General features: G+C 49.8%; 14 protein-coding genes. 9 read left to right on the plus strand and 5 right to left on the minus strand.

The window, feature by feature from the left end:
* Positions 1-28 precede the first annotated feature (28 nt).
* The 3 genes from KJS94_RS15775 to KJS94_RS15785 all read right to left on the minus strand — a co-directional run bounded on the left by KJS94_RS15775 (position 29) and on the right by KJS94_RS15785 (position 2,356).
* Positions 29-997, minus strand: coding sequence for a sodium-dependent bicarbonate transport family permease (locus KJS94_RS15775; protein WP_214448473.1), 969 nt, complete (start codon positions 995-997; stop codon positions 29-31).
* A 94-nt stretch (positions 998-1,091) separates the two neighbouring features.
* Positions 1,092-1,679 (minus strand): hypothetical protein, encoded by a 588-nt coding sequence (locus KJS94_RS15780; RefSeq protein ID WP_214448472.1) that lies wholly within the window; start codon positions 1,677-1,679, stop codon positions 1,092-1,094.
* 68 nt (positions 1,680-1,747) lie between these two features.
* Complete coding sequence (locus KJS94_RS15785) at positions 1,748-2,356, minus strand: superoxide dismutase (protein WP_214448471.1); 609 nt, start codon at positions 2,354-2,356, stop codon at positions 1,748-1,750.
* A gap of 208 nt (positions 2,357-2,564) precedes the next feature.
* Here KJS94_RS15785 and KJS94_RS15790 point away from each other — a divergent pair, with 208 nt between their 5' ends.
* The 3 genes from KJS94_RS15790 (at position 2,565) to KJS94_RS15800 (ending at position 8,968) form a co-directional block, all read left to right on the plus strand.
* Positions 2,565-5,693, plus strand: a complete 3,129-nt coding sequence (locus KJS94_RS15790; protein WP_214448470.1) for a SusC/RagA family TonB-linked outer membrane protein — start codon at positions 2,565-2,567, stop codon at positions 5,691-5,693.
* 11 nt (positions 5,694-5,704) lie between these two features.
* A complete protein-coding gene (locus KJS94_RS15795) occupies positions 5,705-7,114 on the plus strand; it encodes a SusD/RagB family nutrient-binding outer membrane lipoprotein (RefSeq protein WP_214448469.1) in 1,410 nt (469 codons plus the stop codon).
* A 183-nt stretch (positions 7,115-7,297) separates the two neighbouring features.
* Complete coding sequence (locus KJS94_RS15800) at positions 7,298-8,968, plus strand: SulP family inorganic anion transporter (RefSeq protein WP_256450003.1); 1,671 nt, start codon at positions 7,298-7,300, stop codon at positions 8,966-8,968.
* Positions 8,969-9,125: 157 nt separating this feature from the next.
* Here the strand turns inward: KJS94_RS15800 and tadA are convergent, their stop codons facing one another.
* Positions 9,126-9,566 carry a tRNA adenosine(34) deaminase TadA gene (gene tadA, locus KJS94_RS15805; protein WP_214448467.1) on the minus strand — a complete coding sequence of 147 codons (441 nt, stop codon included), beginning with the start codon at positions 9,564-9,566 and terminating at the stop codon, positions 9,126-9,128.
* A gap of 165 nt (positions 9,567-9,731) precedes the next feature.
* On the opposite strand from tadA, the gene KJS94_RS15810 reads away from it, so the two are divergent.
* Genes KJS94_RS15810 through KJS94_RS15820 form a run of 3 tightly spaced genes read left to right on the plus strand, consistent with a single transcriptional unit; the run spans position 9,732 to position 12,600 of the window.
* A complete protein-coding gene (locus tag KJS94_RS15810) occupies positions 9,732-11,147 on the plus strand; it encodes an aldehyde dehydrogenase (protein ID WP_239804192.1) in 1,416 nt (471 codons plus the stop codon).
* Entirely contained in the window at positions 11,147-11,812 is a 666-nt protein-coding gene (locus KJS94_RS15815; protein WP_239804193.1) for a glutathione peroxidase, read from the plus strand. The genes KJS94_RS15810 and KJS94_RS15815 overlap by 1 nt, the downstream gene beginning before the upstream one ends.
* Before the next feature lie 2 nt (positions 11,813-11,814).
* Positions 11,815-12,600 (plus strand): TlyA family RNA methyltransferase, encoded by a 786-nt coding sequence (locus KJS94_RS15820; RefSeq protein ID WP_214448466.1) that lies wholly within the window; start codon positions 11,815-11,817, stop codon positions 12,598-12,600.
* On the opposite strand, the gene dusB is transcribed toward KJS94_RS15820, so the two are convergent.
* Positions 12,597-13,634: a tRNA dihydrouridine synthase DusB gene (dusB, locus tag KJS94_RS15825; protein WP_214448465.1), complete on the minus strand. Its 1,038-nt coding sequence runs from the start codon at positions 13,632-13,634 to the stop codon at positions 12,597-12,599. The two genes, KJS94_RS15820 and dusB, sit on opposite strands and share 4 nt — an antisense overlap.
* Positions 13,635-13,731: 97 nt before the next feature.
* Between dusB and KJS94_RS15830 the strand changes: the two genes are divergently transcribed.
* The 3 genes from KJS94_RS15830 to pheS all read left to right on the plus strand — a co-directional run bounded on the left by KJS94_RS15830 (position 13,732) and on the right by pheS (position 16,707).
* Complete coding sequence (locus tag KJS94_RS15830) at positions 13,732-14,688, plus strand: CPBP family intramembrane glutamic endopeptidase (protein ID WP_214448464.1); 957 nt, start codon at positions 13,732-13,734, stop codon at positions 14,686-14,688.
* Between the two features lie 10 nt (positions 14,689-14,698).
* A complete protein-coding gene (locus tag KJS94_RS15835) occupies positions 14,699-15,583 on the plus strand; it encodes a phosphatidate cytidylyltransferase (RefSeq protein WP_214448463.1) in 885 nt (294 codons plus the stop codon).
* 95 nt (positions 15,584-15,678) lie between these two features.
* Complete coding sequence (gene pheS / locus KJS94_RS15840) at positions 15,679-16,707, plus strand: phenylalanine--tRNA ligase subunit alpha (RefSeq protein ID WP_214448462.1); 1,029 nt, start codon at positions 15,679-15,681, stop codon at positions 16,705-16,707.
* Positions 16,708-16,788 lie beyond the last annotated feature (81 nt).

Genomic DNA, 16,788 nt, shown 5'->3' on the forward strand with positions numbered 1-16,788 from the left:
GCCAAGGCGGTCCGTTAACCCCTCTTCCTTACAAAACACTAAGCAGCCAATAGTAAGTGGGAATGCCCACGACAATATTGAATGGGAAGGTGATGGCCAGTGCCATCGGGATATACAATCCCGGGTCGGCCTGGGGAATGGCCAGCCTGAGTGCGGCCGGAACGGCAATATAGGAAGCACTACCCGCCAGGATGGCCAGCAGGAAGGCATTGCCATCGGATATGCCCAGGGAATGGGCGATCAGGATGGCCAGTGCGGCATTGATCAGGGGAATGAATATCCCAAATGCGGTAAGGAACCACCCGGCTTTCCCGAATGCCTTGATGCGCTTGGCCGCAACAATACCCATATCCAGCAAAAAAACAGCGAGGAAGCCTTTAAAGATATCTGATGTGAAAGGCTTGATCCCTTCTGCTTGTTTTTCATCGGATACAATTCCGATCACCAGGCTACCCAGGATCATCAGTACCGATCCGTTGCTGAAAGCTTCTTTCATTATACTGCCAACACTATGGTGATTGGTGTTGGTATCATCATTACTAAACCAGCGGATCAAGGATACCCCGATGATGATGGCCGGTGATTCCATTAATGCCATGGCCGCCACCATATGGCCGCCAAAGGGAACCTGTTTGTCTGTAAGGAAGGTAGTGGCGGTGATGAAGGTTACAGCGCTTACCGATCCATAGGTTGCTGCCAATGCACCGGCATTGTATACATCCAGTTTCCGTCTAAGGATGAAATAGGTATACAGGGGAACAAGGATGGAAAATACTATGGAAAGACCCAGCGTCAGCATGATCTCCTTATTCAATCCGCTGTGCGCAAGTTCCATTCCTCCCTTAAAGCCGATGGAAAACAACAGATAGAGGGACAGGAATTTGGAGATCTGGGGTGGGATTTCAAGGTCTGACTTGATCATCGCGGCAACAATACCCAACAGGAAAAACAACAGTGTAGGGTTGGTTAGGTTGCTGATGATGATGGATGGATTCATGTTTGGATGTTGGGGCGCAAAGTTAGCCGCATCCAAAATTAAAACCTGTCGACCAATATAGCCGACAGGTTTTTAGCCATCGATAATTTACAACTTACTGTTTTAACATCTTCTCCAGCCTGCCGATGGTTTCCCTTGCGTCCTTGTTGGTGACGAATTTGTAAACCTCGGGGACCTTGCCGTCCTTGTCGGCTTCCAGGCTGGCGGGCAAACCTTTGTAGGGGCCTACCAGTATGGCATTGTCCATTGCGGAGATCTTCTTGAGTTGCCCGGGTGCAAGGAAATTGTTCTTCCTGGCCTCGCTTACATTGGCACCTACCATCAATTGTTTCAGGCTATCCATCCTTTCCATCAATATTTCCTGGCTGATCCTGGCTTCCCTGGTGCTGGCCTCCCCAAAGGACTGGTAACCGCCGATAAGGGTATCTTTCTTCAGGTTCAGCAGATAGGTTCCGGCTTCCGTAACCGGGAAAGAGCCGGCGCCATTAAATCCTTCAACGGTAATCTTATCCCCTTTAACAGAAATGGTTGCCTCATTATGGGTAGTGCCGGGTTCGATCTTGATGGCATCGCCATTAATGGTGAGTTTGCCACTGGCCATTACGACAACCTTTTTCTCAGGGGCAGCCGTACATGCGGCGAGGAGCGCGATCATTGAAAATGCAAGAAGGTTCTTTTTCATGGTAATGTATTAAAAGCGACGATCCCGCTACCTGCGGGATCGTTATAAAGATAATGTGAAAACGCTCATTATTTGGCCGCATCAGCAAACCTTTCCGCGATCTTGTTCCAGTTGATCACGTTCCAGAAGGCACCCAGGTATTCTGCCCTGCGGTTCTGGTACTTCAGGTAGTAGGCGTGTTCCCAAACATCAACGCCCAAAATAGGGGTGCCTTTTACTTCGGCAACATCCATCAATGGGTTGTCCTGGTTGGGGGTAGAACTAATCGCCAGTTTGCCATCCTTTACGAGCAACCAGGCCCAGCCACTGCCAAAACGTGTCATTCCTGCATTGTTGAACTGCTCCTTGAACGCATCGAAAGAACCAAAGGCAGCATTGATCGCATCGGCCAGCGCACCTGTCGGTTGGCCGCCAGCGTTAGGCGCCAGGCTTTCCCAGAAGAAAGTGTGGTTCCAGTGGCCACCGCCATTGTTGCGAACGGCAGCAGAAATGGATCCTGCAACAGCCACCAGTTCTTCCAGTGATTTGCCTTCGTTGGGGGTGCCGGCAATGGCCTTGTTCAGGTTGTCTACATATGCCTGGTGGTGCTTGCCGTGGTGGATCTGCATGGTAAGGGTGTCAATATGTGGCTCCAGTGCATCATGTGCATAAGGGAGCGCGGGTAGTGTGAATGCCATAGTATTAATGTTTATTTATAGCGTGAATAAAACTTGTAAAGGAGAAACAAAATTAATGGCATAAGGTTTCAGGAAAAAATTATCTACCCTGACCGTTCATGTAAAACTTGCATTAAAATGCGATTAACTGCATAAAACTGCAATAATTGTTTATATATTACCTTGTCACAATTCTTTTTTTCTAAACACTGCTTAAAACTTTATCAGTATGAGAAAACTACTGCTATGGGTAAACATAGTGGCCACACTATGTCTGCCCCTGCTGGGTATTGCCCAGCAACGGCAGGTCAGCGGGAAAGTAACCAATGCGAAAGGTGAACCCCTCAATGCTGCATCTGTCCTGGTCAAAGGAGGCAATTCAGGCACCTCCACCAATGAAGAGGGTAATTTCAACCTGGTCGTCAATGACAACAATGCCGTACTGGTGGTCTCCTCCGCCGGTTATCAACAACAGGAAGTTAAAGTAGGGAACCGCTCCATTATCTCCATTGTACTAAAGGAAGGTGATAACATGGAGGAAGTGGTGGTGACCGCTTTCGGCGTGAAACGCGAGAAGCGGGCACTGGGCTATTCTGCACAGGAGATCAAGGGTACTGACCTGGTAAATGCCAGGCAACCCAACGTGCTCAATGCCATGCAGGGCAAGCTGGCAGGGGTGCAGATCAACAGTACGGGTGGTGCACCCGGACAAGGTTCAAGGATCGTTATCCGTGGTATCAAGTCATTGGATCCTTCCAAAGACAACCAGCCTTTGTTCGTGATCGATGGGATCATTATGGATAACAGTACCACCACCGGTCTGTCGGGTAATGACCAATCCGGCCTGAGGGGTATGTCCAACCGTGCTGCCGATATCAACCCTGATGACATTGAAACGCTTTCCGTACTGAAGGGCGGCGCCGCAACAGCCCTATATGGTCAGGCCGGCTCCAATGGCGTGGTGGTGATCACCACCAAATCGGCAAAGTCCGGCAAGATGCGCGTGAATTTCTCTACCACTTATGGTGTTGACCAGGTGAACAAGTTCCCCGATGTACAACGCACCTATTCCCAGGGTTACCTTGGGGTGTATGATCCGGCCAGTTTCTGGCCCAGCTGGGGGCCAACCACTGAAGCGGCCAAGGCGATTGATCCCACCCATCCTGACCGCATCTACCATCACTACAAGCAGGGCTACCAGGATGGTAACCAATTCCGGGCCAGTGTGAATTTGTCGGGTGGTACAGAAAAGGCATTGCTCACCTCTTCCTTCTCCTATTTCAAGCAGAACGGAACCATTCCCAATACGGATTACAAGAATATCTCCGCAAGGATCGGTGGCCAGTTCAAGTTGAGTGAAAAGTTGAAGTTCAGCCCATCCATTTATTACATCAATTCCGGTGGCTACCGCTACAATGCAGATCGCTACAATGAAAGCCTGACCTATTGGTCGCCCAGATGGGATGTGATGGATTATATCAATCCCGACGGTACCATGAAGACCTATGGCAACAACAACCCGGTTTATGGTACGGCCACCAACCGTTACAAGGATGACGTGAACAGGATCATTGCCAATGGCCTGGTAAGCTATAGCCCTGTGAAATGGCTGACGATCGACTACCGTTTCGGGATCGACTATTATGCGGATTTCAGGACACATACAGCTCCCGGCCCTAAGGGCATTACCGGGGAAAGGCCATATGAGGATAACGGTTTAGGCTTCGTGTATGAGTACCGGATCAACAACAGGATCCTCAACTCCAACCTGATCGCTACCATGCGCAAATCATGGACAGATAAGTTCAATACAATTCTTCGGGTAGGCCATGACGTTAGGGACAGAAAATTCCAGAGCCTGGTTGCCGAGGGTGAGGAACTGGATATACCGGACCTGCTGAGCCTCAACAATACCAAGTTCAGGACCAATAGCCAGAACAATAGCATGTACCGTATTGTCAGTGTTTTCGGGGACCTTACCCTGAGCTGGGATAATTACCTCTTCCTTACCCTGACCGGAAGGAATGACTGGTCTTCCACACTGGCCAAGGGTAACAACTCTTTCTTCTATCCATCAGCCAGCTTGTCTTATGTCTTCTCTGACATGTTCAACCTGCCGGATTGGATCAGCCTTGGAAAACTCAGGGCTTCCTATGCAGAGATCGGTAAGGATACCGATCCCTACCGGAACAACTCTTATTATACCTCCACCCAATTGCAATCCAACGGCCAGATCCTCTGGACCAGGGCGGATTCTCGTGGTGACCTGAACCTGAAGCCGGAGCGCACCAAGACCATTGAACTGGGGGCGGATTTCAGGTTCCTGAAGAACAGGCTGGGATTGGAATTCACCTGGTATAAGCTCAGGAGTGTAGACCAGATCATCCCTGTAAGCGTGTCACCATCCACCGGTTATACGCAGTTCTTCCTGAATGCGGGTGAGTTGGAGAACAAGGGAATTGAGATCGGGTTGACCGCCACACCGGTGGAAACACGTGATTTCCGTTGGGACGTAAGTGTGAACTATTCCCGTAACCGCAACAAGGTGCTGGCCCTGACCTCCGGCCTAACCGAGATCACGGTTGCGAGCCAGTTTGGTTATGCAGGCTCAACGGCAACGATGAAGTATGTTCCCGGTTATCCAGTAGGCAATATTTATGGGTCAACCTATCTCAGGTATTACGGTGATAAGGAAGATGACAAGACCACTGTTGATGGCAGCCTGCCATGGGTGATCGCCAGTAGTGGTTCTAATGCTGGATTCCCTGTTCGTGACGGGGCACAGCGTATCCTTGGTAACTCTCAGCCCAAATGGATCGGTGGTATCACCAATACATTCACCTATAAGAACTTGTCACTTTCCTTCCTGTTCGATACCCAGCAGGGCCAGTTCCGCTACAACCAGCTGGATAATTTCATGAGTGCATTTGGTATTGCGGCCTATACAGAGAACCGTAACGATACTAGGGTATTCAATGGTGTATTGAATAATGGAACCACCAATACCCAGTCCGTATGGTTGGGACAAGGGGTAGGTCCCGATGGCCGCAATTATGGCAATGGTTATTACAGGAATGTGTACCGGTCTATCACAGAGAATTTTGTGGAAGACGCTTCCTGGGTTCGTTTGCGCAACCTCAGCCTCAGCTACCAGTTCTCCAGGGACCTGTTAGGCAAGACCTTTATTGATGGTGCTTCCATTACCCTTACAGGGAACAACCTTTGGCTTATTACCAATTATTCAGGTTTCGATCCTGAGAGTTCCAGTTCTTCAGCAGGAAGTAATGTGGATGCCTTCAGTGGATTTACCTACCCTGCCGTAAGAAGCCTGTTGCTAACCTTGAACTTAAACTTTTAACCTGATCGATCATGAAAAAGATAACCCAATTCATCATAATGGCCGGGTTGGTAACGGGGCTCAGTTCCTGTGAGAAGTACCTGGACGTGAATACCAATCCAAACGCGGCCACCAAACCTCCCATTAAAGGTTTGCTATCCAGGGTGACCTATGATGCAGCCCAAAATGTATTCAGGGTTTCCAATATTACTTCCTATTACGTGCAGTACCTGTCTTCGCCCAACGCAGCCAGTCCGGCCGATACTTATGAACCCATTGATGCGAGTGGTACCTGGACGGAGTTGTATGATAACATGAGTGATGCCTACGACCTGCACCAGTTGGGCGTTGAGAATGGTTCCACCCAATACCAGGGTGTGGCAAAGGTCCTGCAGGCGATGGACCTGATCCATGTGCATGACCTCTGGGGTGCAGCACCATTCAGTAATGCTTTTACAGGGGCAAGTGTAGCGCCTACCTATGACAATGCGGAAACCATCTATGCCAGTATCCTGAAATTGCTGGATGATGGCATTGCCTTGCTGGGCCAGACACCCGCTGGCACCACATTGCCAACCGATAATTCCGACCTGATCCATAATGGGAATGTTGCCTCCTGGGTCAGGACAGCCCATGCATTGAAAGCCCGTATGCTCAATAGGGTAAGCAAGACCACCAATTACAATGCTTCCGCTGTTCTGGCAGAAGTTGAAGCTGCTTATACTGCACCAGGACAGGATGCTGCGATCAGGACCTTCGATGTGCGCAACCCCTGGTGCCAGGTGGCGGTCAACAACCAGGCGTTGCTGCTCGACGGCTGGTTATCGGAGCAGTTGATCGATGCCATGAACGGCAAGAGCTTTGGCATTTTTGATAAGCGCCTCGAGAAAATGACGGACCCAACCAAGTTTGGTGATTACAGGGGTACGCCAAATGGAAGGGGAAGGAGCGGATCCGGCATCAATAATGAGGAATGCTATATCAATACCACCGGGTATTATTCCAGCACCGGTTCGCCACTTTATATTGCAAGTTTGGAAGAAGTGCGTTTCATTGAAGCGGAAGCTGCATTGAGGGCAGGCAACAGGGAAAGGGCTTATGCCGCCTACCTGAAGGGAATCAGGGAAAGTTTTGATAAGATGGGTGTTGCCGCTGCAGACCGGGATGCCTACCTGAATGATGCCAGTGTTGCAGTTGGATCCGATGCCCTGACCCTTGAGTTGATCTTTAAGGAAAAGTACAAGGCGCTCTTCCTGAGTCCGGAAACCTGGTCGGATGCAAGGCGTGCGGATTACCAGTACAAGGATTTTGGATTGCCGCTGAACGCCTCTACATCAGCTTTTGTCAGGAGGTTGGTTTACCCCACTGTGGAAACCAGCCGGAATGGGGCCAATGCGCCTGATATTACAGATGTGACATCAAGGTTGTGGTGGGATCGCTGATCTTTTCGAATTGAACCAAACGGGGTGAATGCATTTCACCCCGTTTTTTTATGCCCTATACGGGATGATCATTTATCCGTTACATGGGGTACTGTGATGCTGCTGCCCGGGAATAGTGGTAAATTCATAGCCTGATCTCAGCCAATGCCCCTAGCGAATATCATTGGGAAGCTTAGTTCCTATATGCCTATCCTTAACTGGATGCCACGGTATCAAACGGGCCTGCTGACCAGTGACTTGGTGGCTGGTGTCACCCTTGCTTCCTTTGTATTACCGGAGTCGATGGCCTATGCTACCCTGGCAGGTGTTCCACCTTATTTCGGGATCTATTGTTGCCTTGTAGGAGGTTTGGTATTTGCCTTCTTCACCACCTCAAAACAAATGGCTATAGGTCCTACCTCCGCTATCTCATTGATGGTTGGGTCTACAGTGGCCACCCTTTCCGGCGGTGATCCTGCCCGATGGGCCGCCATTGCCGCCTTGTCTGCACTGGCAGTGGCATTGATCTGTTTTATTTCTTTTGGTTTCCGTCTAAGTTCATTGGTGAATTTTATCAGTGACAGTATCCTGCTCGGTTTTAAAGCCGGGGCTGCCCTTTCTATTATGGTCACACAGGTTCCCAAACTCTTTGGGGTAGAAGGAGGTGGTGCCCATTTCTTTGAACGCATTTGGTTGCTGGTGCAGCGGATTCCGGATTCAAATTGGGTAGTATTGCTCTTTGGCCTGGTTGCATTACTGCTGCTCTTTTTAGGTGATCGCTATTTCCCTGGTAAGCCCGTTTCCCTTGCAGTGGTCATTCTTTCCATAGTAGTGGTTAGCCTTACCAATTTAGCGTCTTTTGGTATTCATGTTACCGGCAATATACCCGGCACGCTACCTTCCTTCGGCCGTCCATCCCTGCGTTTCAAGGACGTGGATGGGGTCTTGGAATTGTCCATTGCCTGCTTCCTTATGGGATATATAGAAACTGTGTCTGCGGCCCGCACTTTTGCCATCAAGCATGGTTATGATGTCAATGCAAGGCAGGAATTATTGTCCATGGGATTTGCCAATCTTGGCACGGCATTTTTCAGTGGCTATGTGGTGGCAGGAGGGTTATCACAGTCAACGGTCAATGATAAATCAGGTGCCAAAACCCCTTTGTCCCTTATATTCTGTTCTGCTGCACTTTCAATCATCCTGTTGTTCCTGACGGGATTGTTGTATAACCTTCCTGAAGTGATGCTGGCTGCTATTGTATTACATGCAGTGTCGGGATTGATCAAAGTGAAAGAACTCAAACGCCTTCGCCAACTAAGCCGGATGGAATTTACCGTTGCAATGTTCGCTTTTGGATCTGTTCTGCTCTTTGGCATATTAAAAGGGGTATTGCTGGCTGTTATGATGTCGCTGGTGATGCTGATCAAACGGTGGTCTGATCCCTATGTTGCTGTGCTGGGTCGGATCGGGGAGTCCCATTCTTATTCTGATGTGGCGCGACATCCTGAGAATATCCAATATCCGGGTATCCTCATCCTTCGGCCGGAAACAGCTATCGTTTATTTCAACAGCGAGAACCTCCAAACGAAGATCGCACAGCAGATCCTGGACAAGGGAAAGGACTTGAAACTGGTGGTGCTTGACCTGTCCGTTTCGATCTATGTAGATGTATCGGGCTCCAAAATGCTGCTCCAGCTTTCGGAACAGTTGGAAAAGCAAGGGGTGCTCCTCCGTATTGTTGACGCTCACTCCAAGGTTCGGGATATCCTTCGTAAACAGGGCATCGAAAAAATGGTAGGGCATGTCAGCCGGAAGGTCACCATTGCAGATGTTGTGGAGGAGTATACTACCGGGAATACCGGGATGGATACCTAAACTGTAAAGGTGCTGACCTTGGTAATGGCGATCCCCGCCAGCACTTGAATATTTAAAAGCAGCAGAAATCTTAGTGTATGGTTTCTTGGTGTAAATGTTGAATTAATACGTTCCCCATATTTGTGCCTACCTGAATTGTTCCCGGAAAGTTTATGGGTTATCTCCTGGCTTTAAAGAAGTCTTTCATCAATTGCGCGCATTCTTCTTTCAGTACTCCTTTTTCAATGGTGGCTTTCTGGTGAAATGGCCATTGGTCGCGCGTGATGTGTTCATGACCATTCTTTTCATCACTCGCGCCCCAAACGATACGGCCAACCTTGCTCCAGTATAGGGCACCCGTGCACATCAGGCAGGGTTCCACCGTTACATACAAGGTGGCATCAGGAAGGTATTTGGCACCCAGAAGGTTGAAGGCAGAGGTCAGGGCGATCATTTCGGCATGCGCCGTAGGGTCATTCAGTTTTTCCACCTGGTTATAACCCCTCGCTACCACCCTGCCATTCATGACCACCACTGCGCCCACTGGTACTTCGCCCTCTTCAAAGGCCCTTTGGGCTTCCCGGAGGGCGTGTCGCATAAAATGCTCGTCATTCAGCATACAGCGAAATTAATCATTCGGCTGATTGGTTTGGGAAAACCTGTTGCCAGGGTCTTCTTGTCCATTTCTGGCTAATTGTAGCGCAAGTATTGAAATGATGTTAACTTAGTATAGTGAGGCTGTCCCCGTTGAAGCTGACCTGAATCATTACAATAAAATTAGTCCATGATGACCCAATCGATTGCCCCATCTGCTGATGTAAGCACCTCTGCGCTGACCGGTAAACTGAATGCCATGCGTCAGTATTTCCAATCCGGTGCTACCCGTTCCTATGGTTTCCGGCGCGCCCAGCTGGAGCGTTTACGTTCAGCGCTCTTGCACCATGAAGCGGAATTATATGATGCCCTGCATCGCGACCTGCATAAGAATAAGGAGGAAGTATGGATCACCGAAACCGGTTTTGTGCTGGCAGAGATCAAGGCTACCATCAAGGACCTGAAGCGTTGGATGAGTCCTGAGCGTGTGTCCACCAATATGCTCAATCTTCCATCGACCAGTTATATCTATAAGGAGCCAATGGGTGTGGTATTGATCATCGGGCCCTGGAACTATCCGCTGCAACTATTGTTCAGTCCACTGGTGGGCGCCATAGCAGCAGGTAATGTGGTGGTGCTGAAGCCTAGTGAGTTTGCACCTGCCACGGCGGTGGTGATGCGCAAGATTATTGAGTCGACCTTTGAACCGGAGTATATCAGTATGGTGGAAGGGGATGGCGCAGTGGTGATCCCGGCCATGATGAATGAGTTCAGTTTTGATCATGTGTTCTTTACCGGTAGTCCGGCCATTGGAAAGATCATCTATGAGATGGCTGCCAAAAGAATGGTGCCCGTTACCCTGGAGCTGGGCGGCAAAAGCCCTTGCGTAGTGGAGTCCGATGCTAACCTGAAAGTGGCTGTGAAAAGGATCGCTGTGACCAAATTTTCCAATGCGGGGCAAATGTGTGTTGCCCCTGATTATATCCTTGTGCATGAGTCCGTGAAAGCTGCTTTTATCGAAGAGATGAAACACTGCATCCTCAAATTCTTTTCTGAAGACGCAAAGCAGAGTTACAATTATGGAAGGATCATCAATGCCCGTCAATTGGCCAGATTGCGTTCCTATCTGGCCAATGGGAATATTTTGCATGGTGGTTCTTTTGATGAGGATTCCCTTTACCTGGAGCCTACACTCATGGAGCCCTATTCCCTCGATGTGCCTGTAATGCAGGATGAGATATTTGGTCCGATCCCGCCCATCATTTCCTTCCGGACAGCTGAAGAGGCGAGGGCCATCATCGCGAGGCACCCGAATCCACTTGCCTTTTATGTGTATACTTCCAGTAGTGTGAAAGAGGAGGAATGGATCAATGCCGTTCCTTTTGGCGGTGGATGCGTTAACAATTCCAGCTGGCACCTTACCAACCATAACCTGCCTTTTGGTGGAAGGGGTTTTAGTGGAACCGGGGCCTATCACGGTAAGTTCTCCTTTGATGTGTTCAGCCACCGCAAGTCCGTAATGAAAACGCCCACCTGGTTCGATCCCGCTATCAAGTACCCGCCATTCAAGGGTAAGCTTGGACTCTTTAAAAAAGTATTGGGCTGATGTGGAAGAAACTCCTGCTTGCCGGAACTTTGCTGGCCATTGTACTGTTAGTAATCTTTCAATCAAACGAGCATATGACCGGTAGGCAACGTATTTTGAAATGGTTCTATCCCGTGATCATGAAATTGTCGTCCCTCGGCGGCGCAAGGGATAAAGTATTGAAGGGAAAGGATATTGCTCCCCCTGTTGATTTTTATTCCCTTCGTTCCCAATTGGGCAATGGCACTGGTTTCGACTTCAGTCAACTGAAGGGAAAGAAAGTATTGCTGGTGAATACAGCCAGTGATTGCGGTTATACGGCACAGTATGAATCCCTGCAGGCGCTGCAGGAACGCTTTCCCAATGAACTGGTGGTGCTGGGATTTCCTGCCAATGATTTTAAGGAGCAAGAGAAGGGATCCGACGAGGAGATTGCCACCTTTTGTAAGGTCAACTTTGGCGTGAGTTTCCCGTTGATGAAGAAATCAGTGGTTGTCAATGGTGGCCAGCAAAACCCCGTTTTTGCCTGGTTGTCTGACCCTGCGCAGAACGGCTGGAACCAACAGGCCCCTACCTGGAATTTCAGTAAATACCTGGTGAATGAACAAGGACGCCTACTGGGGTATTTTGATCCCGGTGTATCCCCCCTCGATGATCAGATCGTACAATTAATCACTGCGCATTAACAATGGAAGAACCATTACGACTGGATAAATGGCTGGTGCAAAATGGCCTGGTGGAATCAAGGGAAAAAGCCAGGCAAATGATCGAGGCCGGGGTGGTGAAGGTAAACGGGAATGTGGTCACAAAGCCCGCCTTTCTTGTTGTCGAATCCAATACTATTGTAGTCACCGAAAAGGTCTTGCGTTACGTTAGCCGAGGGGCCCTGAAATTAGAGAAGGCCATCCGGACCTTTGGCCTTCAGCTGGCCGAAAAGGTAGTGCTGGATATTGGGGCATCTACCGGTGGCTTTACTGATTGCAGCCTGCAGCATGGTGCAAGGAAGGTTTTTGCCATCGATGTTGGTACAGACCAACTGCATCCCAGCCTGCGTTCGGATGATCGTATCCGTTATTGGGAACAGTTGCATATCAAGGACCTGAAACCTGGCGATCTTGGAGAACCAGTGGACCTGATCGTGATCGATGTTTCCTTCATCAGCCTTACACTTGTCTTTCCCTACCTTGACCAGTTCCTTCAGCCGGATGGGAAGATCATTGCCCTCATCAAGCCGCAGTTTGAAGTGGGACCGAAAGTCCACCTGAAAGGGGGGATTGTAAAGGACCGTAAGCTCAGGAAGCAAGCTGTCCTGGATGTGATGAAAAGTGCAGCTTCTTTCGGGTTCTATTTGCAGGATATTGTACCAACAGATGCTGATCCCTCCGTAAAGAATGTAGAATATATGGCCATGTTTGACCGCCGGTTGCCGGGCTTGCACGACAGCCTGGTATGGAAGAAGGCAGAACTGACCTAGCTGTCGCAGCTATAGGCCATCGCACCCATATCCACTTTCCTTCTTTCGAACTGGAAGCCGGTGTAGGTCCTGGTGATCTCATCCAGCACACTATCGATCTCCTCCACTGTTTTAAAAGTAACCAGCTTCAGCCGGTATTCGCGGATATTGGGAAGTCCTTTGAGGTAATTGTTATAATGCCTGCGCATTTCATTGATGCCGGCCAGGGCTCCTTTCCACTCTACAGACCTGTGCAGGTGTTTGCGGATCACTTCCACCCTTTGTTCAATGGTAGGAGGGGGGAGGTGTTCACCGGTGGCCATGAAATGCTTGATCTCATTGAAGATCCAGGGATAACCGATAGCCGCGCGGCCGATCATGATGCCGTCAACACCGAAGCGCTTCTTGTATTCCACTGCTTTTTCAGGGGAATCGATATCGCCATTCCCAAAGATGGGGATCTTGATCCTGGGGTTTTCCTTTACCCTGGCAATATGGGTCCAGTCGGCTTCTCCCTTATACAATTGGCTCCTGGTACGGCCGTGGATGGACAGGGCCTTGATGCCTACATCCTGGAGCCTTTCTGCTACTTCTACAATATTGATGGAGTCGTGATCCCAACCCAGCCTGGTCTTTACCGTTACCGGCAGGCGGGTGGATCTTACGCAAGCGGAAGTGAGGCGAACCATCAGGTTGATGTCTTTCAGCACCGCAGCCCCTGCTCCCTTGGTGACCACTTTTTTGACCGGACAGCCGAAGTTGATGTCGAGCAGGTCCGGGTTCACCGTATCCACGATCTGGGCACTCATGGCCATGGCTTCCTCATCCCCGCCAAAGATCTGGATGCCGATGGGGCGCTCGTAGTCAAAAATGTCCAGCTTTTGACGGCTCTTGATGGCGTCACGGATCAGTCCCTCACTGGAAATGAACTCGGTATACATGAGGTCTGCACCATTGTCCTTGCAAACGGCACGGAACGGCGGGTCACTCACGTCCTCCATCGGGGCGAGCAGTAAGGGAAACTCGGGTAACGCTATGTTATCTATTTTTACCACAGGCTGGGTTGCTAAAAAATACGCATCTTGCAGGGGATTGCCCTTTTGCAAAACGCGAAATTACTTACTAAAAGGCTAATCACTTCATTTTGGAGATATGAATAGTACCTATTTGAAATATAAACCGGCCTGGTTGCAGCTGTTTATTTTTGGATCGCTGACCTTCGGCATCTATCTCGTACTTGGTTTTGTAGCCTTTTATGGTGTGGCTCAATACTTTAACCTGCCAGTTCAGCAACTCACGGAGCTTTCCTTTGACAAGCCGGGGGTGCTGCCGGCGATGAAACTCCTGCAGGGATTGCTCTCTGTGGTCATCTTCCTTTTGCCTGCATTGGTCTTCGCCTATCTTTCCGATCCCAGGCCCCTGCCCTATGTGGGATTGCGTAAACCAATCCCCCCTGTTTTTTATGTACTGGGAGTGATCCTGTTGATCGGGGCCTTCCCGGTGGCCAGCTGGTTGTCCTACCTGAACCAGCACCTGCACTTGCCTGCTTCCATGAAATCCACTGAAGATGCCATGAAACTGGCTGAGGAGAATGCCAATAAATTACTGAAGGCCATGCTGGCCATGAAGGGAACCGGCGACCTGGTGGCCATGATCTTCCTGCTGGCGGTATTGCCCGCTGTTTGTGAGGAGTTGTTTTTCAGGGGCGTGCTGCAGCGTTTGTTTATCCAGATCACCACCAGGCCATTGGTTGGCGTGATCATTACCGCTGCCCTATTTTCGGCCTTCCATGGACAATTCTATGGTTTCCTGCCCAGGCTGATGCTGGGTGTGCTGCTGGGTTTGTTGTATTGGTATAGTGGCAGTATCTGGCCAAGCATTATCGGCCATTTCCTCAACAATGCCCTCCAGATATTCATGGTGTATAAAAACCCGGCCTTTGCCGACCAGGAACCCAACCTTTCCCCTGGTTGGGTCTTTGTGAGCCTGGCCCTTATTGCTGCGGTGATCTGGTACAGTATCAGGATTTCCCATACCCATTATGGTGAGGTGTACGATAATGATGAAGAATTATTCATGCCTACTGATAACGACACCAAACCCTTATAATATTTGATCCATGGCATTCAACTGGAAAACATTCAGGACCAGGAGTGGCACTGCTGTCATCTTTGTTTTGGTGATGATGGCTGGCCTGCTCTGGAACCATTGGTCCTTCTTCCTCCTGTTCTCGGTGATCCATTTTGGTTGCTGGTATGAATACCAAAAACTGACAGCGGGTTTTGAGCCTGATTATGCGGGCATCACCCCCTTCCACCGGTTTGGTGTGATGCTGGCAGGCTATGCGCTGATGCTCTTTCTCAGTGGCGACCAATTGGCATTGGGTGGCTTAAGCCTTCATTCCCTGGGTTGGTGGATGGGCTTGCTTTTCTTCTTCTTCCTTCCCATCATTGAACTGCTTTTCGCCCGGCGCATCCAGCCAAAGAATATCAAAGCTTCCTTTCTCGGCATTCTTTATATCTCCCTCAGCTGGGGATTGTTGCTGGACCTTCGCTGCATCGATGCGGTTTGGACCAGGGCGAACGGAAGTCCATTTGAACTGGGGAAGGTCTTGCCATTGGCCATCATCTTCTCCATCTGGATCAACGATACCATGGCCTATATCGTAGGGTCCCTGATCGGGAAAACCCCGCTATCGGTTATCTCCCCCAAGAAGACCTGGGAGGGGACCATCGGGGGTATCATCCTGAGCGTGGTGGTAATGGGACTTATTGCCAGGGGATTTGGTTTCCCGATTGTTGACGCCTGTATCATAGCCGCCATTGCTGCGATCACCGGAACAATAGGTGACCTTTTGGAGAGCAAGCTGAAGCGTATGGCAGGGGTGAAGGATAGCGGCAGTTTCATGCCTGGACATGGTGGTTTCCTGGATCGTTTCGATTCCCTGCTCTTTGCCACCCCATTCGTTTGGATCTATGTAAGGGCCTTCATGGAAGGTTGGTAAAAGCCGAATAGCATGGGTTATAGTCTCACAAGGTGCCGTTCCGGCAACCCTGAATTTCACTCCTGTACATCTCCTTAAAGGGTTATCTTTGCCCTATGGAATCAATCGTACAGCAGATCGCTGCATACAGGCAAGAAATATCGGAATACCAGGTTGACGGAGCTGCTTCGCTGGAAGCCTACAGGATCAAGTTTCTCGGTACCAAGGGCATTGTAAAAGGGTTGTTCGGTGAAATGAAGAGTGTCCCGAATGAACAGAAGAAGGATTTTGGTGCCATCCTGAACGAATTCAAAACCTTTGCTGAATCCAAATACGAAGAGTGGAAAGCTGCTATTTCCGCTACAGAGGAGAAGGGCAGTTCCATTGACCTGACCCTGCCCGGTGACCCGATGCCACTGGGTTCCAGGCACCCGATCAGCCTGGTGCGCAATGAGATCGTGTCTATTTTCAGGAGGCTCGGTTTTTCTGTAGCCGAAGGCCCGGAGATCGAAGACGACTGGCACAACTTTACAGCATTGAACCTGCCGGAGAACCACCCCGCCAGGGATATGCAGGATACTTTTTACCTGAACCAGGGCCCAGACTGGTTGCTTCGTACCCACACCAGTAATGTGCAGGTGAGGGAAATGGAGAAAGGCAAGTTGCCCATCAGGGTGGTATGCCCGGGAAGGGTTTATCGTAATGAGACCATTAGCGCGCGTGCACACTGCTTCTTCCACCAGGTAGAAGGCTTGTATATTGATGAGCATGTTTCCTTCGCCGACCTGAAGCAGACCCTCTATTTCTTTGTGCAGGAAATGTTTGGCAAGGATGTGAAGGTACGCTTCCGTCCCTCTTATTTTCCCTTTACGGAGCCCAGCGCCGAGATGGACATCAGCTGCCTGCTCTGTAATGGCGATGGTTGTAATGTTTGTAAGCATACCGGTTGGGTAGAGATCCTGGGTTGTGGCATGGTGCATCCGCAACTGCTGGAGAATAGCGGTATCGACAGTAATAAGTATACCGGCTTTGCCTTTGGTATGGGTATTGAACGCATTACCATGTTGAAATACCAGATCAATGACCTGCGACTGTTCAGTGAAAACGATGTTCGTTTCCTCAGGCAGTTCAATGCGGCTTTATAAATTATTCCTTTGTTCAAGCAGCCTTGCGGTTTTCCATCGCAAGGCTTTTTTATTGGGCAGGGAGCCCCTAAAAGGGGTTAC

The sequence above is a fragment of the Flavihumibacter rivuli genome, from assembly GCF_018595685.2.
GTDB classification, from domain to species: Bacteria; Bacteroidota; Bacteroidia; order Chitinophagales; family Chitinophagaceae; genus Flavihumibacter; species Flavihumibacter rivuli.

What these genes read in the sequence shown, in the direction of transcription:
- KJS94_RS15775 (WP_214448473.1), bottom strand. Translation starts at nt 997, where the DNA reads ATGAATCCATCCATCATCATCAGCAACCTAACCAACCCTACACTGTTG.
- KJS94_RS15780 (WP_214448472.1), bottom strand. Translation starts at nt 1,679, where the DNA reads ATGAAAAAGAACCTTCTTGCATTTTCAATGATCGCGCTCCTCGCCGCA.
- KJS94_RS15785 (WP_214448471.1), bottom strand. Translation starts at nt 2,356, where the DNA reads ATGGCATTCACACTACCCGCGCTCCCTTATGCACATGATGCACTGGAG.
- KJS94_RS15790 (WP_214448470.1), top strand. Translation starts at nt 2,565, where the DNA reads ATGAGAAAACTACTGCTATGGGTAAACATAGTGGCCACACTATGTCTG.
- KJS94_RS15795 (WP_214448469.1), top strand. Translation starts at nt 5,705, where the DNA reads ATGAAAAAGATAACCCAATTCATCATAATGGCCGGGTTGGTAACGGGG.
- KJS94_RS15800 (WP_256450003.1), top strand. Translation starts at nt 7,298, where the DNA reads ATGCCTATCCTTAACTGGATGCCACGGTATCAAACGGGCCTGCTGACC.
- tadA (WP_214448467.1), bottom strand. Translation starts at nt 9,566, where the DNA reads ATGCTGAATGACGAGCATTTTATGCGACACGCCCTCCGGGAAGCCCAA.
- KJS94_RS15810 (WP_239804192.1), top strand. Translation starts at nt 9,732, where the DNA reads ATGATGACCCAATCGATTGCCCCATCTGCTGATGTAAGCACCTCTGCG.
- KJS94_RS15815 (WP_239804193.1), top strand. Translation starts at nt 11,147, where the DNA reads ATGTGGAAGAAACTCCTGCTTGCCGGAACTTTGCTGGCCATTGTACTG.
- KJS94_RS15820 (WP_214448466.1), top strand. Translation starts at nt 11,815, where the DNA reads ATGGAAGAACCATTACGACTGGATAAATGGCTGGTGCAAAATGGCCTG.
- KJS94_RS15830 (WP_214448464.1), top strand. Translation starts at nt 13,732, where the DNA reads ATGAATAGTACCTATTTGAAATATAAACCGGCCTGGTTGCAGCTGTTT.
- KJS94_RS15835 (WP_214448463.1), top strand. Translation starts at nt 14,699, where the DNA reads ATGGCATTCAACTGGAAAACATTCAGGACCAGGAGTGGCACTGCTGTC.
- pheS (WP_214448462.1), top strand. Translation starts at nt 15,679, where the DNA reads ATGGAATCAATCGTACAGCAGATCGCTGCATACAGGCAAGAAATATCG.